Here is a 20,344-nt window from a genome sequence, read left to right on the forward strand (position 1 = left end):
CTTATTTTTCCTCCAGTTCTAAGGTTTCCCCAGGATTGTTAATTTGGTACATGACCATCTTTTTACGATTAATTGAGACTGGCTCAGGTGTAAATGCCATACCTGCGTGTGCCATAAAGTCACGACGGTTTTTATCTAAGGCAGCTAAGGTCTTACCATAGAGCACAGCGGTATATTCTTGGTGCTTAATGTCACCGACCACATTTTTTTCAATATTAATTTCTTGCAAAATAGTTTGACGCATCATTAACAATTGTTGGTAGTGACGATCATCTAGGTCACCACTATTTAATTGACTCTCCACTCTCACTAACTCTTGTCCCCATGAAGCTTGCTGGATACGCGTGTCAGCAGGTAGTTGACTAACAAAAATATCAAAGTCTTCAACATAAACTGATAACAATTGATGAAAATCAGCGATAATGGCGTTAGAACTCTTATCACCTTCTGCATTCAGGAAATCCAAATCTTTTCCAGGAAGGTTCAGCATGTCAGCGTACGTGTCATCGGCCAATAAAATTGGATGCCCCTTTTTATTCAAAATATCTTTATAAGGTAAAGCAAAGTATATTGGAATTGGTTTGCGGTTGTCTAATGCTTGTTTGACAACGGTTAAACCCCGTCCCTTTTGAGTTTGTTTAGCTTTTATTCCCATTAGTTTTCCTCTCGTTTCTTGTTTTCAGTAATCGCAGTTAGATCACCTGTGGCGTGCTTGCTGGACTTTAAGATGCCACGTAGAATTTCTTGATACATGAGACCCATGGGGTTACTTGGACTAGGTAAAATCAAAAAGCCAGCTAGCAGCGCATTACTGATAATCAGGATTAGTCCATACCTGCCAATGTTGTAAGGATAGAAAGACTTAATCATCAGGTAAGTAATCCCAAAAACAATGACTAATACGAAGATTCGTTCCATCGTGAAAAACATCCACCGTGACACTTTCTTCCAAATATTGCGTCCAGGGGTAAAGTGTTCATACATATAATTTCTCCTTTAACAAGTTATTTTTGCCTGGATTGAAGTTCAATCTGTGGTCAGTGTACAAGGTATCGAAAGAATGTCATAAAGGTAAATGGTTTTTCTTGAGCCAAAGAAAAAGCCCCTGCACGAACAGGAGACAATGATTTGCTTGTTATCTTTTTGTGTATCCAATCTATATAAGATATTGATAGATGTGTTATATTCATCTTATAACACAAACATACCTTTACCTATATTTAAAGTATAGTATATTGATATACATGTTATACGTATGATATAATATATATGTAAACAAGTTTTACATGCCTGGATTGATGGTTTCATCGTTATTTCGTTTTGACAAATAAAATAACTAAGGAGCTTCATCATGAGTAAAACAATTACATTTTCAGCATCTAAAGGTGGCGTTGGTAAAACAACGATGACATTTAACTTTGCAAGTTTTCTGGTTCGACAAGGCTACAAGGTTTTGTTAATTGATTCAGACTATCAAGGTAACTTGTCCTCTACCTATGAAAGCTATACTAATAAAAATACGCTATATGACGTCTTTACAGGCGGTTTAGCCCAAATTAGACAAATCACCCCACAATTAGGTTTGTTACCTGCTAGCCCTCATTTAGACGAATTAGAAGGTACATTACAATCAAAGAATAATAAAAACTTTTTGATGATGATGTGGCTTCAAGATCACCTTGAGGAAATCAAAGATTATGACTATATTCTAATTGACACCCATCCAGAATTCGGAACGTTAACGAAGAATATGATTGCCGTTTCTGATTATGTTGTGGTGCCACTAGAACCCTCAGAGTATGGTTTTATTCAATCAAAACAACAATTTGATTTACGGATGAAAGAGTTCCGTGATGATGCCGTTGATATTAGAACACGCGAATCACTGATTGAAACGAAAGTTTTGTACCTTGCAAATCGTGTAAAGCATAATACCCGTTCAAGTCATGAGTTTGGGCAACTTATTGACCAAATTGAAAACCTTGTCGCTGTCTTAAATGAGCGTGAAGTGTTTAATAGTTCAACCATGCTTAAAACCCCAGTGTTTGATTTAGACCAAGCCAAGCGCAACCCTAAAACCCTGCAGCAAATTAATGATGCTTATCAAAAGCTATTAGAAAGTGTGAAATAATGGATTACGATAAAAAAGACCCCCGTATGTTTGATGAAGTCAGTGCTCAAAAACAAATGGCAGATGCGTTTAGTCGAGACGAACCACAATCAGAGGTATCGTTAGGTGAAGGGTTTAAGTTACCTTCTTCAAATCATAGTAGTCGTAAAATACAAACGACTTACACCATTCGCCCTGAGATAAAGCAAGGGATTGAGAAATTAGCAAGCAAACAAGGATTCCGCTCATCAAGCGCCTTTGTAGATCTAGTGCTTGAGCAAGTCTTAAATCAATCAAAATGATTTAGGGCAAAAAAGGCAGTGATTTTTAAGTAATCACTGCCTTTTAATTTAGCTATTTCTTTATATCATCAGGATTAACACCTGGGTATTGTTTATTGAACTCTTTCACTGTATTAAAGTAGTTTGACGGGGTTCCCTTATCTTGTATTTCCTTAGCCCAATTATCTAAAGGATATAGCATTTGAGTATCGCTATTTTCAATAGTGGTAGATGTGCCAAAGCTTTCCTTCACACCATCTTTATGCCGATCATCCAAATTCATTGACATATAGGAGTTAGCCCATTTTTGGAAATCGGCTTTTGTCCATGATGTAAAATACTCTTTTCCATTTACTTCCAGGACGTGACCACTCATTTTTGCAGCTTTTTTAGCATAGGCTTTTTCATTGTTCTTGTCTTGAACTGAGGTGGATGCGGATGAAGCCTTAGCACTTGACACGTAACTTGATGATTGTGCCTCAGGACTGTTTTGTTTTTGTCGGTGCAACATGGCTAACAAAATTCCGATAACGATAATTCCAATCACCACAATTGTAATCCAAATTTTATTTTGCTTAATTTTCTCCATCAGTATACTCCCTAAAATCAACTACTGTTAGTTTTACAGTATTAGCCCACAAATTAAAAGTTTCACTTGTCTTCTTTACTTGATACGCTTTGTTGATTCTGCATTTTCGCTTTTTGTTTTGCAATAACACTCTCAGCCCAGGCGCGATCCTTTTCTTTTTGTTGCGCTGCTGTCAACGGTTGAGTCACCGTCTTTTTGCCAGGCAATGTACCGCTCAAACTTGGGGTGTTTGGACGTGACATGGTTGCTGGTGTTGCACCGACTCCCTTAGGTTGAACAACTGTTCCACCACTCACAATTGGCTTAGTTGAATTAGCAGCGCTAGACTTGGGTGCATTAGTTCTAGTAGGTAAGCCACGGTGTGCATCTGACATAGCGTGGCTCATGTTAGATTGAGGCGTATTTGCTGTATCCGTTGGATGAGCATTAGGTGAATCTGTCGCTGCCTTTGAAAGTGCTTCATGAACATTACGTGGTTGAGAAGAATTAGATGGTGAATCGCCACTACCTGCTTTGGGTGTCACAGGCGAATAACGTTTGTTAAAGGCTTCAACGGCTTGTTGTCCTCCTGCAAAGTTGTCGGCGACACCACCAGCATAATCTTTGACATTGCCAACGGCTTTATTCACGCCACCTTTAACTTTATCACCAGCCGCACGACCAGTGTTTTTCAATAAACTACCTGGATGTTTCATTGCTCCGACTGTACGCCCTGCTACCTCAGCCGCCTTTGCCGCCTTACCTGTGGCTTGTACGGATGCATCTACACCAGTATCATTTAAGCTATGATCAGTCAGTGCTTTACTATTATCTAAGGCTTGATTGCCACCTGAGTTGGCAATCTTCTTACCTAGTTCACGATTCTTCTTTTTCTGTTCTGGTGAAATTGCGTTGAGCCCCTTGCCAATATTTTTCTTGGTAACCCTTGTGGCGCCACCTATCATGTGAGCAGCTTGATTGGCTAACATCATCGAAGCAACAGGATTATGACCTGAGCGAACACCAGTCCATTGTTCAATCATTTCAAAGCCGCCTGCGAGCCCTTTACCACCAGCTAACAGAGCGGCAATCGACAAAATTGTAAATGGCCACATATCTAGACCTAAACCATTAATGGTATTAAAGGCAAATTCTACCCAGGCAAAGAAGAAGATTAATGAAATTGGCATCATGACAATACCTGTTATTTGTCCCTCAATCATTCCCAGAACTTGTTGGACACGTTTGCCTTGTGTGCCATCTCTGAGGCCAAAGTACACAATTGAACCTGCCATAAAAGCCATTTTATAGACTGAGGACAGCAAACGCACAATCGCACTGGTTACGACGATAATAAAGACTATTTCACCACCAATAATGCCTAACCAATTAGTTTTCATAACTGGATAATCATCCGCAAATGTCTTACCCAGAACAAGTGAGTCACCGGTAATATCAACCATGTTGCCATTGCCACCTATTTTTTTGGTAAATACAGACTTTTGAGCGTCACTTAAACCGTCGGTGTAACCAGCATCACTCATTACTGAGTGGAAATCCGAACCTTCAATTTGATCATTAGTTAAAACATGTTGGTTCTTATATTTTGATAAGTCAAAATTATTTTTTGCTAATTCCTTTAAATTTGTAGAATTACCCTGCCATAATTGTTTAACAATGTTCTTGTCCTTTGTACCGGATGTATCATTGACCGTGGCTGTCCCAATGCCGCTCATCAATCCAATCGCCCAGGGTAAAGCCGTGATAACGGCAACTGTAATGGTTATACCCTTAGGCCATTCCCTACCCTTGCGACCAGAAGTAGCGGTATATTGTATCCACTGCACCATCATCATGATGCTAAATATGACAAAACCCAGGTACAGAAAGTCTTTAAGAATATTACCTAAATTCCAATTTTGATAAACATCGCTATTTGGCTCAAAAAAGATATTCATAAAGTCTAACAGTTTGAAAGATGACTGATAAGCCGTAAAGACTGCATTCGCAATGTAATAGAAAATCAATGCAATGCTGTGCATGAATAACATGATCAGCGTTAAGAAAATATGTGGCAATGGTGATAGGTATTGCGACCATTGGTTGTAAAAATCGGCTGTTGGGCCATTATTAGGTAAAGTTGGTAAACTACCCGCTAATGTATTGATGCCCGAGAATAGATTTGTCATTCGACTTCTCCTTGAGTTGTTGCAGCTTTAAGCTGCTTATATATTTCCCACATGTATGCGGGTTCGTTGTTTAGTAATCGTAGAACTTTACCGTTATTATTGTTGCCAGAAAGTGTCAGATATTTGCCACGATTTAAGTAAGCAACGGCACTGTTTTGTTCTTCCGTTTTATTTGAGCGTGGTATCCTCATTTTGATGGATTTCTCTACAATTTGACGTAGCTCAACATTGTCTAGTTGTTCTTCGGTCATAAATGGTTCATCAGGGTTAAAGTCATGTTTCCACTGCAAGTAACGTTCCTCATCAGAGAGTTCTTGTTGTGTTTGCATTGTCGCTCTTTCGATACCTTGATGCGCTTTGGCCAAAATGTTGTTGATTTCATCATCAGCTAACGTGTTGAGTTGACGATTATCAATTTGATTGCCACCTGCGCCTTCCTCCTCAATTTCTAGTTGAACTTGTTGATCTAGCTCATCAAAGTAAGGCACAAAGTCATGATAGAGGTCATCATATTTCAAATCGTTATGCTGCGCTTTGATGTTCAAGTCTGCCGTATAGTAATCAAGTGAATACTGCTTACCCAATAATTCGTAGGCAAACGGCATTCGGTAAGCACCCGTAGAGAAAATTGGCAAAGGTCTAACTGATCTTCCCTTCTTATCCGCACGTTTGATCGTACGGATGGTAATCATCTCACGCGGACTCAATTCACTAATTTCTTTGGCATCTAACAGCCGAACCTTGCTAACTTGTGCATGACGGTTACCACGATCTTGACGATCTAACCCAATCTGTGAATTGACTGATTCAGTTTGGACTTCAACCTCACCTAATTGTTTGGATAAGGCTTCATTAGTTGGCTCATCATTAGTTAAAATGTGGAACCAGTTACCTGTGTTACCATTGATGTCATTGGTTTCCATTTCAGAATAATGCAATCGTGGTTGTGTTAAGGTTTGAATATACAAATCAACCAAATGCCCGTAGGTTAAACCACGCGTTAGAATATTGGTAAAACCTGGAATACGTGGGAACATAGAAAACTCATTGAGCTTATAAAGGATCCAACTGTCCATTTTCCTGCGGGTAATCGTTGAAGCAATATCGGTGTTAACCGAGAAGACTTGTGAGATAAACAAGCTGGCCAAAGCAGAGAAATCATCGTTAGATTGTGGCGTGATGATGAAGACTGCCATTGGATTTTCTGAGTAACGCAAGGTAACACCTGGTGTCTCAGTAGTACTTTGTGGTTTAATCTGATCAACCAGGCATTGGATGACAGGCTGCTTAGAAAACAAGTCCCGCTTAATCTTGCCATTGAGTAATTTTCGTTGTACAATCTTACCAGTCAATGTAAACTTTTGTTTACGCATCGCAATTGAATTGCCGTCATTATCGAGTGACAACTCAATTTGCCATGAGACGGGTAAATGGTTATGAATCGGATAAGTTAGCGTGCCTGATTGGGACACGGTTAGCTTGTCCTTTTCTATTGCATGCTTTTTACCTGATTCATAAACATGAATGCTAACATAAACCCCTTTATAGCGGTCAGAGAACTTAATCTTTAGCATTCTTGGAAACCCTAAATCGGTCAAATTGATAGTGTTGAAGGTTGTCAAACGTGTGATTGACTCTGAGGCAAACAAATTCAAACGATTCATAACTGAGAAAGAAATTGATGATTTTGTATCCCCTGTGGCAGATAGGTACTCAGCGGCGTTTAGAATAATCATATTGCGCGCTGGTGTTCGCGGTAGTTTACCAATGTTAGTAATGTACTTAGTTAAGCCATCACCTTCCTTGTCCGTGAACTTGTTCATATCATTGATGAACTGCAAAACGTTTGAGATGGTCACCATTGATTTGTCCTGGTGACGTACAGCAATATCTAATACCGTGAGCATGACTGCCTGGATGGTACTTTCAGCGGCACTATCCCAAATATCTTTGTGGCTACTTTCTTCACCACTGGAACCACCAATAACCTGTACAACCTTACGCAATTCCGTATTGGCACTGTCCCAGTCACCATCAAAGGCATAATCAATCGCAATTTCAAGTGGATTCCAGGACTCAGACTCACTTGGCTCCATGATATTAAGTAGTTTCACGTCATAACCTGCTGTGCGTAATGACTTGTAACTCATTTTGGCATCTTCGTTTTTGGCATCAGTATCAATAATGTTCCATTTGATTTCGGCACGACGAATGATGTCAATTAGGGTATAGCCTCGCATTTGGTATTTTGAAGAACGCGTCATCCCAGTGGTCTTTGAATGTGTGTTACTAGTATCCACCCAATAAAAACCATCAAAACCGCCTTGAACATTCAGTTGCTTTTCAAATAACTTTGGCAAACGTACCAGTAAAACGGGACGTATTTTTTTGTACACCCCGCTAAATTCTAGTGAATTCATACCCAGTGGTCGCTTAAACCATTGCCACGCCCACAGGAACGGATGAATCATAAAGAATTCGAAGGTATATCCTTGTGTGTGCAGCACTGGTTGTCCTGGACGACCCTTAAAATTCTTATTGCGATCAGGAATCAATTTGTAAACCTTATCCACCTCACGTACTTCCGCAAAACGATTGGTATTACGAGTTTGGTCTCTAAACAATTGGTACCAGTCATAGATGCGTTGGAAGACATATTTTTTGAGTAGGAGTAACAAGCAAATGATTAGTACCACGCTTGTCACTAAAGTTAGTCGCGACAGAATAGTGAAAATATTGAGTGGATTGAGCACAGTGACTGTCATGTTCATGACATCATTGAATTCAGGCCATTGAGCAACACCACTTTGCATGTAGAACTTAAACGCTTGAGCGTATGGCCCAACAATGCGAATAATCAAATCAACTATGATGGTGATATACAATGAAACAACGATGACACCAATAGTTGCTATAATGCCATACAACCACAAGAACCAGGGACGACCACGCCAACGAATGTAACTTTCGCGCATGAATTGTCTTTCGGCACGATAATCTTTTTTAAATAGCTTCATTATCTGCTGCCTCCCTAGCTGTGGAAACCACAACTTGCCATTCACCATAAGGACTTGTCAAAGATGGTGGATTACCAATGGCTCTAAAGATGAAAGTATCAAAGTCCTGTCCTAGTCCTTGTCGCTTTCGGATAATTGCGGCAGACACTGGATCACTCACATACGTAGCAATCGTGTCATCAATTGGTCTGACTCCTCGAGACGGTTTATAACCAACGTCTGCGATGTAGTTGGCAATTGGTGAGCTGACTTCCTGTGTACCATTTAGATACTCAAAGCCCAGGTCAAATGATGGGATATAGCGTGCCACTTCTTGTGTGTCAAAAACAATATTGAAACCACTCCCTTGTGCTTTTTGATTGAGTCGTGACAACTTCAATTCAACAATTCGCACCATGTCCGCCATCTTTAAGACATCAAAGACAATAATGGCACCAATTCTTGCGATAAACTCAGGACGGTAACCATCACTTTGCAAGGCAATTTCGAGTTGTTCTTCAAAATTTGCTTGACGCTTTTTGTCTTCTTTAACAGCATCTGATTTGGCATCACGATTCATCACTGCTGTGGCCCCTGAGTTGGTTGTCATGACAACGATTAAGTCTTTAAAGTTAATGACACGCCCATATTCATCACTCAAACGACCATCATCTAAGACCTGCAAAAGTAAATCCATGACTTCTGGATCAGCCTTTTCAATTTCATCCAACAACAATACGGCATAAGGCGTGTGCCTGACTCTAGTTGTGAGTTGATCTTTAAATCTTTCTAGGCTAGTCCCTGCAAACTTAAACTCAGACATATCAAAGCGAATAAAGTTTTGAGCGTTACCAAATAGATTTAGCGCTAGTTGTTTGGCGGTCTCAGTCTTACCAACACCAGTTGGCCCCATAAAGAGAAATGACTCAGGCTTTGAGGTATCGGCCAGACCTGCCTCACGATTAGTCAGTTTCATCGCAACTTTTTCTAAGGCTGTGTCCTGACCAATTACTCGGCTTTTAAGCTGCGGTAATAAATTCAATAGGCGTTCATCTGTCGTCTGATTAATCACATATTCGGGCACATGGTAGTCATCATGGATAATCGTAGCCACGTCTGTGTCTTCCACTCTAGATTTATTGGCTAATCGTGCCACACTTAACGCACCATCCAATAACATAATTGCCTTTTCAGGAAAGTAACGGTCAGTGATATAGCGTTGCGATAGTGCCATAATTCTGTCTTGTACTGTTTCTGGCACTTCAATACCGTTATTTAGTTGTAAGGCGACTTTAGATAAAACACGTTTCGTTTGGTCAAAGCTCAGTTCTGGCACTTCAATCAAATCAAATCGCCGCATCAGTGCGCCATCACGCGCCACATATTCGTGAAATTCTTTCGTAGTCGTTGCCCCAATAATTTGGAGATCATCACGACTCAAAGCTGGTTTGATAATATTACCCGCATCCAATGAACTACCTGACGTTTCAGCACCAGTGCCAACAATTTGATGAATTTCATCAATAAAAGCAATTACAGTGTCTTTATTGACAATCAATTCATCAATGATGGCTTGAAATTTATGAGCAAATGACTCACCATCGCTGCTTTTCATCAAGTTGGCCAAACTTATTTGAATCAGATGTTTTCCCTGTAAACTAGCAACCTTTGTATCAATTAATTGCCTGGCTAGATCTTCTACAATAGCCGTTTTACCAACTCCAGGTAACCCAACTAACAAAGGCGCATTTTGAATTTGTTTCATCAAAGAGACCATGATACGACGCGTTATACTTTCACGTTCGTAGGCATGATATTTGTCTGTTTCAGACATCACTTTGGCACTAATGTCTGTTGTATAGCGATCAAGGTAAGGTGTGGAATTATTGTGTTTTGATTCAGTCATTCATTTCCTCCCTGGTCGGTGACAGGATCACCATAATTCGTATCGCTTTCAGGGACTTGATTTGCAGCATCGTGTTCTCTGGCTAAATCCTCTAATTCGCTTGTACTCGCATCAATGTGATCAACTGCTTTTTGTCGGTCAGCGATTAAACTTGTGTAGACATCAGTGCTTTTGACATCATCTAATTGATGATTCAATTGACCCAGTTCTGGCACTTCATCAGCGGCAATAAAATCACCTTCGGGATCATAAATTGAGACCACTTGTAATTTCTTGCCAACTTGTTGTAATACAGCCACCATTTCAATACCTAAAATTGGATCGCCTGCTGGAAATAATTCGTGGTAGCGCCTGGTTTCAATTGTCAAAGCAATGGCACCTGGTTGCCCTTTTTCCTGGAAGGATAAAATATTAACTTCAGCAGACGTTGTAATGCCTGTGATAAAGCCTGTAAGTTCTTGAATGTTTTCTTGTGACATGTTTTGCTCCTTTTACATGTGTCGTGTAGTTGTTTGATTAATGGCCTGATAGTTTTGTTCGACAACCGCTAACTTATCAGGCTTAAGCAATTTTGTTGTTTTTGGTTGACGGACTTCGCCGTTGCTCAAGTTATCCGATAGATACTGAGTAACATCAGTGCTGGCTTTAAGTGCCTGACTAATGATTTTGCCAGTGTTTTGACCCTCAAGTGCCTTTAAATTCCTTGACCAACCCGCAATATAATCAACGCTTTTCTCACCAGGTTCAATGCCTAGGTTTTTAGTAATCACATAGCTGGATAACTCAGCCTGCGTTTCTTTAATGGCTGTTGGCCAATTATTTTGACTTTGCAGGGAATGAAGCTGCGCGTGCGCTATTTCGTGCGCTAAGGTATGAATTTTATCGGTTGGGGTAAGATCACTGCGCAACAGGATATATTTTTCATCCTTATTGGTTTTTGATTGAACAAAGGCGCCTTTTGCTTGTCCTTGCCAGGTCATTGGCCGCTTGGCAATTTGTTCGTCTACACCTTGGTCAATGACGGGCACTTTAAGCTTGTCGGCGAACTTCAACAACGTTTTATAGGCCGCATCCAAATGTTTTGGACTTTTATCAGTGGCTAAGTCAATTGGACGATTCGGTAACATACTTGGCAATTGCTCAGCTGTGGCATTAGTTTGACGAACATCAAATACGGTTTCGACTGGATAATGTTTTACACTGCGGACTCCCAATTGATTGTTATTGGCTAATTGCTTTTGTTCAGGGGTTGCATCAGTCCAACGTATTTTTTCGCCATTGGCAGCAATAATTGTTTTTAAGTTGGTAGGGGCACCAAATATCTTGATACCCTTCTCACCTTTATTAACTTGGATACCATCAGCAGACCATTGTTTGTAGCCTTTTAACAAGGTGGCTTTTGGATTTTGTAGTTGAATCAACATTGAATTACGAGCCGAATAATTTAAGCCAGTCGCGGTAAAGTCAAGGAGCTTTTTAAGTTCAGCGGGATCTTGTTGGTACTTAGCCACCTTTCCCATTGCCTCTTGAATAATCTGCTTATTTTTTAAAGCATTTTCCTTACGACGATCAGCTTTGGAACGGCGTTCTTTACTCTTTTTAGGTGTTTGTTTCTCAGCGGTAGGCCTCACAGGTTGAATGGTGCTCATTTTGACATCGACATAATCTGGTTTGCCTGTTTGTGTCTCTTGCACTGCAAGTTTTTCTAAGGCATCTAAGCGATTAGCATTATCCGTCATACTCATAACGCGCCGCCCTGTAATACCTGCTTTAAGTTGCTCGTTCCAATCCTTGCCTTTTAAGGGAATATGACGTTCTGCTTCAATCGCTTCACCAGTAATTGGATTTTTAAAACTAAAACGATCAAAGTAATCAGCGGCTTTAAATCCTGCGACATCGTTATCAAAAGACACAATAATCTTATTAAATTTGGCTTGCTTAGCAGCAACTGCATCATTCAAATATTGCAAGCCACGTTTCGCATCAGTACCAGACACAGACAATAGTATGGCGTTACTTTTTACCATGTCTTGATGATTTTGTTGGGCATAACTTAATAAATCAATTGGGCTTTCAAATAAAATTAATGTTTTGTCGCCTGATCCAAAAGAGAGGTTATAGCCTGTTGAGGTATCACTGCCAGCAAAGATTTTTTTGGATGTACCACGCTTTTTGTAATGTTCAAAGTCTTGTTCAGTTCCTTGACGGTCAGCGCCCACAATTTTGCCATTAACATCCTTCCAGGGAAAGATGACGGGGTTTTGATGTAACTTGTCACCCTCACGATAACGACTACCTTGCACAACTGCGCCACTTTTCAATAAATTATCAACGAACTGTGGATTGAGTTTTCGTTGATTAACTAAATAATCTTTGGCTACGTTTGTTTCCTGAGTTTTGAAGACCTTGTCATAATCAAACTTGTAACGCGGTGTATTGTCTTCGTACAGTTTAGAGACATCAATATTTTCACCCTTGACAAAGCGTGCGTAAGCCAGTTGATTTTTAATAGCGGCACCTTTGCTGTCCCCGTCTGATTTGCCTAATTCGTAGTAGTGGATGAAATCAACCAAGTCACCTTTAACGCCAGTTGAGTTCCAGACAAAGCGGTTTAATTTTGTTCTAACAACTAAACTGTCATGATCAACCATGCGTAGCTCAGTGGGAGTGTCTGTCGTGTATGGAATACCTTTCCAATCACAATAGCCACGAATTGGTAATAATTTAAGCTGCGCACGTTCTTCTTTACTGATCGCCATGAGCTTGTCCTCCCACTTGTTTGTCAATTGGTAAGTGATTCAATTCAGCAAATGCCTGTTCAATGTCATCTGTTTCCAAATTCATTTTGGCTAACAGTGACCGTCCCAATTCAGCCACAAGTGCATCATTAAGTAGTTTGATGTCTTTTTTGATCGCCCGCTTTTCGTCCTGAATTACTTTTGCCTGTAAATCTAGTTCATCTAAACGTGTTTGCTTTTCTTTAATTTGTTGGTCAATCGTTTTTTTAGCCATTTTGTAGCTCCCTTTTGTTTAATATAGGGTCAATATATCAACCTTTTGAATAACTTCATAAAAGTAAATGGTTTTTCCTGAGACCACACAAATTCCCCCAGTCCCCCTCATCATTAACCTGACAGGCGTGGTTGATACCACACCAGTAAAGTTAATTGGGGGTTCAAAAAAAGCCATCACATTCAAACGATTTTCAAACCGTTTAAATGTGATGGCTTTCCTGCCTGCTGGCTGTTATGCACCATCTGTTCTTGCTTTTGTGACTACCAAAACTCTAACAAGCTAAACAAATCTAGGGGTTAAATATGTTGCATCCTTTAAATGTTAAAGTGAATCCCAAAAGGTGAAAATGTATCTCCACCTTCAATGTAGTTGATCTTTTTAGTATCGGAACAAATGACAGTCGCTATTTATTCATTTGGATACCAATCCATTCATAAACGTAATCACTTACTTCTCTCTCTGATTTACTATCGACTTCTATAACATCAACAACATCCTGATTAAAAAACCATTCTCGCTTTAAGGGTAATAATTTTTGAACATAGAAATCAAAAAATTCTCTGTTTCTTGAAATATCTCTTTTTTTTCGTTCTACTAATGTTTCGTTTGCAGCATTCAAGTAAAGAATTCTTTTCGGGAAACATCTTTTTAAAAGTTCTAGCTCTGTTTCTAAAGGTTTAGCTACTTCCCAATCAACTCCGATTGCTTTTGGATAATTTAACGTGTAGAATTTAATCTCTTCTGCTCCAAAATCCATTATGGAACAATTATATTGAGAAGCCAATTGATATCTTTTAACCTCGTTTAAAATAAATAATCTTTGTATTTCTATATAGTCGTTGTATCTATTTTTGTCTAATTTTCTATTCCTGATCTCATCAACAACCTGTTTATTTTTTTCATAACTAATATGAATTGTAGAATCATGTTTTTCAATAAGCCTTAAGGCAGTAGTTTTCCCCACAGCCATAGAACCTTGTAATGACAAATTAACCATTATTTCCACCTAACTACTCTGTTCTCATGCCAATATTAAATTCAGTGATGAAGGCACTCTTCCAATGATATTTTTTCATTTTAATTGCAACAATACCCTTTATATTATAGACACTATCAATGTTCTGAAGTCAATAAGTTGGGTTATTTTTTTTGCGTTGCTTTGTCCCCATGTCAAATGGTTACGAATACAAAAATTTATAAACGAACCAATGGATGTTTGGATTTCAGCGAGTGTTCCAATTGATACAGTGCTTGACGCTATTGCTCAGTCAATTTCTTAATAAAAAAAGCCATGACTATTCTGTAGTCATAGCCCTTCCCCCAGTCCCCCTGATCATTAACTTGACAGGCGTGGTTGATACCACACCAGTAAAGTTAATTGGGGGTTCAAAAGGCTCACTTCCGTTCGCATCGCACCAAATTGTTCTGTTTGCTCTGTGCCGTTTTCACAATCGCATGATAAAGAGTCTGTAAGGCGCAAGCGCCAAACAGTCTCTACAAAGAAACACAAGGACGTGGCAAGTTGCTGCGCAATCCTTGTGTTTCTTTGGTTATCATGCCAATTGTTACCCGTCACGACGCAACCAGCTCAATTGGAGCGATTGCCGACAGGGAAAAGTTTTGGAAAGGTTTATTTCTTATGGAAGTTTATTATCAACTCATTCGCAACAGCGGTCATACCGTGCGTTATGCCTCAACTGATAAGCAAGTTGTTCTCACGCATGGCTACCCAATTTATTTACAAATCTATGGCGTTAATCGTTCTACCGATTATATTTTGAAAGACACGTTTGCCTTTTTAGCCACCCGATACGGCAACAATATTAAATTAGTCAATGTTGATGAACTGGAGACAAAATAATGACAAAGCAATTCTATGATGATTTTAGCAAATTACCAATCGCCAAAATGGCACAATCAATCGCTGATATGACTTATTTGTTCAATGAGACCAAAGTGCCAACTAATCACTATAAGGCGCAATTAAGTAAAGGCTTTGAAGAAATGGTTGAAGCAAGCGTTAGTGTTTCATTAGTCAACACCATTTTCAACACTTTACAAGCTTTGCAAAAAGAAAGCCCCAAATTGTTTTATCAAGCTATGCTCTGCCTTGATACCAAAGTAAAGCCTAGCAGTATTACCCCCAGTCAATATCAAGCAATGGAATTTACTTGGTCACAATTTGAATTGAACAAAAAGAAAAATATCCTTGATAAGGACTTTATCCAGCTATTCAATCAAGTTGAAGAAAACGGACTCACCTATTACACGCAAAACCAACAGGAGACAGATGACAATGAATGATGAAGTGATTGAAAATATAGCAATACGTTACTTTTCTTGGTCTGATAAACAACCTATGGGTGGCTCAGAAATACTGGCAAGCGAAAATCAAAGCAATAGTTCTGGCGAAATTGATTTATCAGATGATGAAGCACTGCGATTAAGCGCATTTATCATGGAAGAATTGGCTGAGGGTAAACACGTTACCCTAAGAACCACAATTTAAGGAGAATAATACGGCAATCGTCAACGTTAAATATATGGAAACATTCGTTAGAACAGTGGTAGTTAATGTCCCTGATACACTCACAGATGAGCAGAAACTGACACAAGCTGTTGAAATTGGTAAACGTCACTATTTTGATGAAAAAGTGATTTTAGGGGCAGATGATTTAGATTTACGTGAAATCAGTGCGGAGTACAAACAAGAGACAACGGATTACGAGGAATTTTAATCACAAATAGGAGCGTGGCAATATGGGGACATTTGTTTTTAAATTATTTGTGTTAATCATTTTATTGGTTTACATACTCTATTACATAGTTGGTGTGATTATGATTGCACATGAAGATGATGAGCGGTAAAAATTTTTTTGCCGTGCTCCCCAGACCCGCAAGCGGGATCAAACACGCTACGCTTGTCCTGCCAAGCTCTTGGGTGCCACTTCGCTTTGAGTCAAACATTGTGCCACAACCAGTGACTTGTAAGCTGTGGTGGTGATACCACAGCAACAAGCACTAGCCCAGAATAAAAGGGCTTCGTAAATTTGCTACGCTCACCCTTGTATTCTGCGCTGCTTGTGTCCCCATGTTCTTCGTCAAAACGAAATAACACACTAATCACAGGCAGGGCCGACAGGAAATGGTTTCTGCCTGGTGCGTACATAATCAAGGAGAACTACTATGAATCGAATTACCAAAGTTATCACTACTATTGCCGCAACAATTATCAGTTTGGATATTTTACTAATGGTCATCAATGGCACGATGCTGTATGTCTTACTCACCCTGGCTGGCTTTTATGTCTTAGCATGTTTGGCTTTTAAGCAGCCCGCTTATAAAGCCACGCGTAGCTGGATCGACACTGGTCACCTGCCCCATAAGGAGAAAACTCATGTCAAAACTCACAACTAAAACATTGTCTAACACTACTAATGCTAACGTGTTAGTCATTTTAAAAAGCAACGGTCAATATATCTATCCAGGTTTAGCACAAGAAATCTTTGACGATGCTATTTTTGGTCCGCGTATTTTAAAGCGGCTGCAACGCCTCTTTGTTGACCACCCCGATGGTCTGAGTGAATCAGGTCATGACTGGTATTTTGGTTATCTGGTCTGTGCTTATACGCAAACGCATTTTGGTATTAAGAATTTGTTGAACTATCCCTCAGTGACAAAGGAGCTCTTTTCACTTTGTCTCGCACAACTCTCTAATTAGGAGGAACCTAGCATGTTAATCTTTTGTTTATGTCTATTAGCAATGTTTCTGTTTTGGCTATTTGGCCACATCATGGGCACCATCCTGTATTTGAGTATCCTATTTGTTGGTCATTTCATTTCATATTGGTACTTTTATTTATCACTTATTATTTTGATAAGTCAGGCTATTGTTTTTGGCATCAAAAGTATCTTAGCGATGCTGGCCTTGATTGTTATCATTCTGTCCCTCGCATTAGGACTATTGATATATGGGCCGCGTCATCACAATTCATAACAAAATAAAAAGCCTGATAATCAGAGTTTTTAAAATGGCAGATTGTAAAATTTAAGTTGAACATTTAAGTGGACAGAAAAACCCATCAAGGTCTTTAATGGTGTTACCACACAATCCATTAGAAAGAAGGACCTTGATGAGCACCACTATTTTATCATTCCAGAACCGTGTTGTCATTGAAACGCTTCATAATGAAGGACGTTCCTTGCGATACATCGCTAACTACTTAGACTTTAGTAAGACCACCATCTTTAACGAACTTCACCGGCTAAATAGTGAGTACCAGGCTGGGCTAGCGCAAACTGACTTTGAACGGAAGGTTAGTCAACGGGGGCGGAAGTCTTCGCTCACTAAAAACCTTAAACACTTGATCGAGGAAAAGATTCAAGTCCAGAAGTGGTCCCCTGAACAAGTTGCCCATGTGGTGGGGATTGCCTACAAGACGGTCTATAACTGGATTGATCAAGGATGGCTTGATATACAGTTGCCCGATTTGCCTGATCATGGAATTCGTCGTCATCGTGCTAAAGAAAAGCGTGGTACGTTCAATCACGGCCGCTCCATTGAGGAGCGTCCTCATAAAGTCGAAACTCGCCAGGAATTCGGCCACTTTGAAGCTGATACCGTACTTTCTGGTAAACGTAAAGGTCAAGCTGTGGCTACTTTTGTGGAGCGTAAAAGTCGCCTGACAATTGTTAAACGGCTCCATGGTCGCGACAGTCAGTCCATGACTCAAGCCGTACTTGAACTAGCTAGTCAACTTCAAGACAAGCTCAAGACGCTTACTGTGGATCATGGTAAAGAGTTCGCTAACTACCAGACAATTGAACAGCTAACAGGTACTCAGGTTTATTTTGCCCATGCTTATTCACCACATGAACGCGGTAGTAATGAGAACCGTAACCGAGTTTTGCGACGGTTTATTCCCAAGGGACAAGCCATTGAAGAACTAAGTGATTACCAACTGGTTCAAATCAATTGGTATCTGAATTCACGGCCACTTAAATGTCTTAATTGGCATACACCAATCGAGATCTTCTTACTTAATCTACGTCACTAAATTCGTTCAAGTTATTTCTTGCAATCTGCCATATCATAAAACCATTCAAATTTTAGTTTTTTAATAGAGCAAATACAGACAAAAAGGGGTTGATTCAAACGAATCAACCCAATAGTTGTATTAAAATCACTATACGTTGTAACTATTCAACACCCAAAGCCTTAAAAGCAGCTTCTTCAATCGTATTATAGAAAATAATTGTAAATGATCCTAGCAAATCGCTAGGGACAGTGCCAAAATCGGCAGCTGAGGTCATTGGTAGTAACACTTTCTTTGCACCGCTATCCCGTGCAACCTGTAGCGTATCAGCAAGATTCTCAGGCTTAACTACTGATCCGCCAATTGTTAAATCTCCTACAACAACAAGGCTATCAACGGTTGGCTTTGCGAGACTAATTGAAATCAAAGCAAGGTACGTCGCCAATGACAAATGGTCTGTCATCAAGCCATTATTTAAGTTGGTAGCGTTCAATATAAAGTCATGTTGTGACAACGAGATAGTACCACTAACCTGGCCTGCATTTGCTTTCAGATACTTATATGCTGTATCCATACTTTCCTTCGCGCCACGGTGACCACCAATACCAGTAGTCGCAAACTTGCCGTTACCCGCAGTCATTTGAGTCTCAATCTTAAACAAACTCAGTCGGTTTCCAGCATCATAACCGACTGAGTAAACATGCCCCGGCTTCTCAGTTCCAACGGGAATTAATGTTGAAGATCCTTGTTCAGGTACTGCGACAAACTTCTCTTCAAACGTTTCATTATCAATGTAACTTAAGTTCACATCGAAAAACTCCATGCCACCAATTTTCTTAAGTTGTTCCTTAACACGTCGTCGCATTTCAATGGCGAATCGAAGTACTTCTTCAACGTCTTCCTTGCTAAACTCTCCATGAGGATAGATAAGCTTGATCATTCCAGACACTGTCTTACGAACCGCGATTGTATCACGTTGATTCAATTGATTCCCTAGTTTGAAGTACGCTTCGAAAGCATCACCATATGAAATTTTACGCAACTCACGCATCACTTCCGCAAAATAATCAGTGATGAAGCCATATCCCTTTGTAAAAAAAGAAGGCTTATACTTTGGAATTTCCCAGCCAGGCAAGTAATTATGAATTCGGTCCAAAAATGCCGAATCGTTGGCCATTACATCGGGGAATGGATCAAACAAATGTGATGTCCGCATAACAACATCTACACTTTGGTTGATATTTCCAACAAACACCATTGACGCACTTGCTTGAATTTCATCCTTGCCTCGTGCGAATGATCCCGATGCCATGTAGTCTTTCATAATTTGAACGCCGTCTTTATCTTTAAATGTAATACCCGCTACTTCGTCGAAAGCGACAGTATCCCACATTCCAACCAGCCCTACTTGGTGGCGGCTCATGTTATAAAACAAGTTTGCAACAGTCGTTTGACCACCTGAAACCAAAATAGAATTTGGTGATAATTCTTTATACACGTGTGACTTTCCGGTTCCACGAGGACCCAGTTCCACGAAGTTGTAGTTGTTTTCCACCATTGGAATTAGACGTGAAATGAATAACCACTTTTGTCGCTTTTCAAATTGAGTTGGTTCCATCCCAATCGTTCGAAGCAACAAATCGATCCACTCGTCCGTAGTGAATTTTTCTCTTCCCTGTCGAACTTCAGACATGTCCAGTCCGGCAACTTGAATTGGAGTAAGCTTTTCTACATTGAATGGCGCTGTGCTATCACTTTCCATATCATCGTGATAATAACTTAGTCGCACAATCGCCCAGATACCTCCGCCTAGCAAACGCTCATAATCCTGAGGATAACGTGAGTCCACTGGCACTCCTGTAATGCCTAAACTACTGAACGCCGCCTCATACCGATCTAATCGCGTGTTCAAAGTAACAGTCAATTTATCAATTACGGTATAAGCACCGTTCTCTCGAATTTTTGACTTAATTTTCTCCGCCTCGTCTGGACGAACATAATTGTTTGCTAGTGTTTTCTTGACGTTTTCTACACCTTGCTCGATAGTTGCTGGATCCGATGAGTTTGCATACATACCAAGCAGATACTCCAACACATAAGACGGCACGTTTGCGCCTTCTTTGATTCGCTGCGTCAAATCCTTACGAACAAAACGACCAGGAAAGTTAATTTCCAACTTGTCCAGCAAGTCGAAATTACTATCACTCCCAGAGGCTAAAACTTCAGTGGCAGTAATATCTACG

Annotated in this window: 20 protein-coding genes; 9 read left to right on the forward strand and 11 right to left on the reverse strand. The window is 39.9% G+C overall.

All coding sequences use genetic code 11. The features are described 5' to 3' along the window. Position 1: 1 nt before the first annotated feature. Together FAZ25_RS07940 and FAZ25_RS07945 are read right to left on the reverse strand one after the other, a co-directional pair. Complete coding sequence (locus tag FAZ25_RS07940; protein ID WP_004901752.1) at positions 2-655, reverse strand: hypothetical protein; 654 nt, start codon at positions 653-655, stop codon at positions 2-4. After that, positions 655-984: a hypothetical protein gene (locus tag FAZ25_RS07945; protein WP_010006602.1), complete on the reverse strand. Its 330-nt coding sequence runs from the start codon at positions 982-984 to the stop codon at positions 655-657. The genes FAZ25_RS07940 and FAZ25_RS07945 overlap by 1 nt, the downstream gene beginning before the upstream one ends. A gap of 367 nt (positions 985-1,351) precedes the next feature. On the opposite strand from FAZ25_RS07945, the gene FAZ25_RS07950 reads away from it, so the two are divergent. Together FAZ25_RS07950 and FAZ25_RS07955 are read left to right on the forward strand one after the other, a co-directional pair. Beyond that, a complete protein-coding gene (locus tag FAZ25_RS07950; RefSeq protein WP_192269397.1) occupies positions 1,352-2,131 on the forward strand; it encodes a ParA family protein in 780 nt (259 codons plus the stop codon). After that, on the forward strand, positions 2,131-2,412 hold the full coding sequence (locus tag FAZ25_RS07955; protein WP_004901759.1) for a hypothetical protein: 282 nt from the start codon (positions 2,131-2,133) through the stop codon (positions 2,410-2,412). Before FAZ25_RS07950 ends, FAZ25_RS07955 begins: the two co-directional genes overlap by 1 nt. 52 nt (positions 2,413-2,464) lie before the next feature. Here the strand turns inward: FAZ25_RS07955 and FAZ25_RS07960 are convergent, their stop codons facing one another. From FAZ25_RS07960 to FAZ25_RS07995, 8 genes are all read right to left on the reverse strand, one after another. Further along, positions 2,465-2,980 carry a hypothetical protein gene (locus tag FAZ25_RS07960; RefSeq protein WP_004901761.1) on the reverse strand — a complete coding sequence of 172 codons (516 nt, stop codon included), beginning with the start codon at positions 2,978-2,980 and terminating at the stop codon, positions 2,465-2,467. Between the two features lie 62 nt (positions 2,981-3,042). Further along, a complete protein-coding gene (locus tag FAZ25_RS07965) occupies positions 3,043-5,148 on the reverse strand; it encodes a pLS20_p028 family conjugation system transmembrane protein (protein WP_192269400.1) in 2,106 nt (701 codons plus the stop codon). Continuing rightward, the gene (locus tag FAZ25_RS07970; protein WP_192269402.1) at positions 5,145-8,165 is read right to left on the reverse strand and encodes a type IV secretory system conjugative DNA transfer family protein; all 3,021 of its coding nucleotides are present in this window, start codon (positions 8,163-8,165) and stop codon (positions 5,145-5,147) included. Before FAZ25_RS07970 ends, FAZ25_RS07965 begins: the two co-directional genes overlap by 4 nt. Continuing rightward, positions 8,152-10,050 (reverse strand): AAA family ATPase, encoded by a 1,899-nt coding sequence (locus tag FAZ25_RS07975; RefSeq protein ID WP_100665574.1) that lies wholly within the window; start codon positions 10,048-10,050, stop codon positions 8,152-8,154. The genes FAZ25_RS07970 and FAZ25_RS07975 overlap by 14 nt, the downstream gene beginning before the upstream one ends. Next, a complete protein-coding gene (locus FAZ25_RS07980) occupies positions 10,047-10,529 on the reverse strand; it encodes a hypothetical protein (RefSeq protein WP_100665572.1) in 483 nt (160 codons plus the stop codon). Before FAZ25_RS07980 ends, FAZ25_RS07975 begins: the two co-directional genes overlap by 4 nt. A gap of 12 nt (positions 10,530-10,541) precedes the next feature. Further along, positions 10,542-12,809, reverse strand: a complete 2,268-nt coding sequence (locus FAZ25_RS07985) for an ArdC-like ssDNA-binding domain-containing protein (RefSeq protein ID WP_192269404.1) — start codon at positions 12,807-12,809, stop codon at positions 10,542-10,544. Further along, entirely contained in the window at positions 12,796-13,062 is a 267-nt protein-coding gene (locus FAZ25_RS07990) for a hypothetical protein (RefSeq protein WP_100665568.1), read from the reverse strand. The genes FAZ25_RS07985 and FAZ25_RS07990 overlap by 14 nt, the downstream gene beginning before the upstream one ends. A 406-nt stretch (positions 13,063-13,468) precedes the next feature. Beyond that, positions 13,469-14,062, reverse strand: coding sequence for a hypothetical protein (locus FAZ25_RS07995; protein ID WP_192269407.1), 594 nt, complete (start codon positions 14,060-14,062; stop codon positions 13,469-13,471). Positions 14,063-14,587: 525 nt separating this feature from the next. Here FAZ25_RS07995 and FAZ25_RS08000 point away from each other — a divergent pair. From FAZ25_RS08000 to FAZ25_RS08030, 7 genes are all read left to right on the forward strand, one after another. After that, on the forward strand, positions 14,588-14,926 hold the full coding sequence (locus FAZ25_RS08000; protein ID WP_243236208.1) for a hypothetical protein: 339 nt from the start codon (positions 14,588-14,590) through the stop codon (positions 14,924-14,926). Next, a complete protein-coding gene (locus FAZ25_RS08005) occupies positions 14,926-15,369 on the forward strand; it encodes a hypothetical protein (RefSeq protein ID WP_004901789.1) in 444 nt (147 codons plus the stop codon). The genes FAZ25_RS08000 and FAZ25_RS08005 overlap by 1 nt, the downstream gene beginning before the upstream one ends. Then, positions 15,362-15,574, forward strand: coding sequence for a hypothetical protein (locus FAZ25_RS08010; protein ID WP_100665560.1), 213 nt, complete (start codon positions 15,362-15,364; stop codon positions 15,572-15,574). Before FAZ25_RS08005 ends, FAZ25_RS08010 begins: the two co-directional genes overlap by 8 nt. A 34-nt stretch (positions 15,575-15,608) precedes the next feature. Beyond that, positions 15,609-15,803 carry a hypothetical protein gene (locus FAZ25_RS08015; RefSeq protein WP_100665558.1) on the forward strand — a complete coding sequence of 65 codons (195 nt, stop codon included), beginning with the start codon at positions 15,609-15,611 and terminating at the stop codon, positions 15,801-15,803. Positions 15,804-16,251: 448 nt separating this feature from the next. Further along, positions 16,252-16,482, forward strand: a complete 231-nt coding sequence (locus FAZ25_RS08020) for a hypothetical protein (RefSeq protein WP_004901797.1) — start codon at positions 16,252-16,254, stop codon at positions 16,480-16,482. Next, on the forward strand, positions 16,463-16,786 hold the full coding sequence (locus FAZ25_RS08025; protein WP_004901799.1) for a hypothetical protein: 324 nt from the start codon (positions 16,463-16,465) through the stop codon (positions 16,784-16,786). Before FAZ25_RS08020 ends, FAZ25_RS08025 begins: the two co-directional genes overlap by 20 nt. 412 nt (positions 16,787-17,198) lie before the next feature. Beyond that, positions 17,199-18,122: an IS30 family transposase gene (locus FAZ25_RS08030; RefSeq protein ID WP_133281382.1), complete on the forward strand. Its 924-nt coding sequence runs from the start codon at positions 17,199-17,201 to the stop codon at positions 18,120-18,122. Between the two features lie 142 nt (positions 18,123-18,264). On the opposite strand, the gene brxL is transcribed toward FAZ25_RS08030, so the two are convergent. Continuing rightward, positions 18,265-20,337 (reverse strand): protease Lon-related BREX system protein BrxL, encoded by a 2,073-nt coding sequence (gene brxL, locus FAZ25_RS08035; RefSeq protein WP_192269831.1) that lies wholly within the window; start codon positions 20,335-20,337, stop codon positions 18,265-18,267. Between the last annotated feature and the right edge of the window lie 7 nt (positions 20,338-20,344).

The organism is Leuconostoc sp. LN180020 (assembly GCF_014844115.1).
In the GTDB taxonomy this organism is placed as follows: domain Bacteria; phylum Bacillota; class Bacilli; order Lactobacillales; family Lactobacillaceae; genus Leuconostoc; species Leuconostoc citreum.

Bases quoted from the DNA above. Each gene is read 5' to 3' on its own strand.
- FAZ25_RS07975 (WP_100665574.1), bottom strand. From the start codon at position 10,050: ATGACTGAATCAAAACACAATAATTCCACACCTTACCTTGATCGCTAT.
- FAZ25_RS08030 (WP_133281382.1), top strand. From the start codon at position 17,199: ATGAGCACCACTATTTTATCATTCCAGAACCGTGTTGTCATTGAAACG.
- FAZ25_RS07995 (WP_192269407.1), bottom strand. From the start codon at position 14,062: ATGGTTAATTTGTCATTACAAGGTTCTATGGCTGTGGGGAAAACTACT.
- FAZ25_RS07965 (WP_192269400.1), bottom strand. From the start codon at position 5,148: ATGACAAATCTATTCTCGGGCATCAATACATTAGCGGGTAGTTTACCA.
- FAZ25_RS07955 (WP_004901759.1), top strand. From the start codon at position 2,131: ATGGATTACGATAAAAAAGACCCCCGTATGTTTGATGAAGTCAGTGCT.
- FAZ25_RS07940 (WP_004901752.1), bottom strand. From the start codon at position 655: ATGGGAATAAAAGCTAAACAAACTCAAAAGGGACGGGGTTTAACCGTT.
- FAZ25_RS07950 (WP_192269397.1), top strand. From the start codon at position 1,352: ATGAGTAAAACAATTACATTTTCAGCATCTAAAGGTGGCGTTGGTAAA.
- FAZ25_RS08020 (WP_004901797.1), top strand. From the start codon at position 16,252: ATGAATCGAATTACCAAAGTTATCACTACTATTGCCGCAACAATTATC.
- FAZ25_RS07980 (WP_100665572.1), bottom strand. From the start codon at position 10,529: ATGTCACAAGAAAACATTCAAGAACTTACAGGCTTTATCACAGGCATT.
- FAZ25_RS07945 (WP_010006602.1), bottom strand. From the start codon at position 984: ATGTATGAACACTTTACCCCTGGACGCAATATTTGGAAGAAAGTGTCA.
- FAZ25_RS08010 (WP_100665560.1), top strand. From the start codon at position 15,362: ATGAATGATGAAGTGATTGAAAATATAGCAATACGTTACTTTTCTTGG.
- FAZ25_RS07990 (WP_100665568.1), bottom strand. From the start codon at position 13,062: ATGGCTAAAAAAACGATTGACCAACAAATTAAAGAAAAGCAAACACGT.
- FAZ25_RS08025 (WP_004901799.1), top strand. From the start codon at position 16,463: ATGTCAAAACTCACAACTAAAACATTGTCTAACACTACTAATGCTAAC.
- FAZ25_RS08015 (WP_100665558.1), top strand. From the start codon at position 15,609: ATGGAAACATTCGTTAGAACAGTGGTAGTTAATGTCCCTGATACACTC.
- FAZ25_RS07970 (WP_192269402.1), bottom strand. From the start codon at position 8,165: ATGAAGCTATTTAAAAAAGATTATCGTGCCGAAAGACAATTCATGCGC.
- FAZ25_RS07960 (WP_004901761.1), bottom strand. From the start codon at position 2,980: ATGGAGAAAATTAAGCAAAATAAAATTTGGATTACAATTGTGGTGATT.
- FAZ25_RS07985 (WP_192269404.1), bottom strand. From the start codon at position 12,809: ATGGCGATCAGTAAAGAAGAACGTGCGCAGCTTAAATTATTACCAATT.
- FAZ25_RS08005 (WP_004901789.1), top strand. From the start codon at position 14,926: ATGACAAAGCAATTCTATGATGATTTTAGCAAATTACCAATCGCCAAA.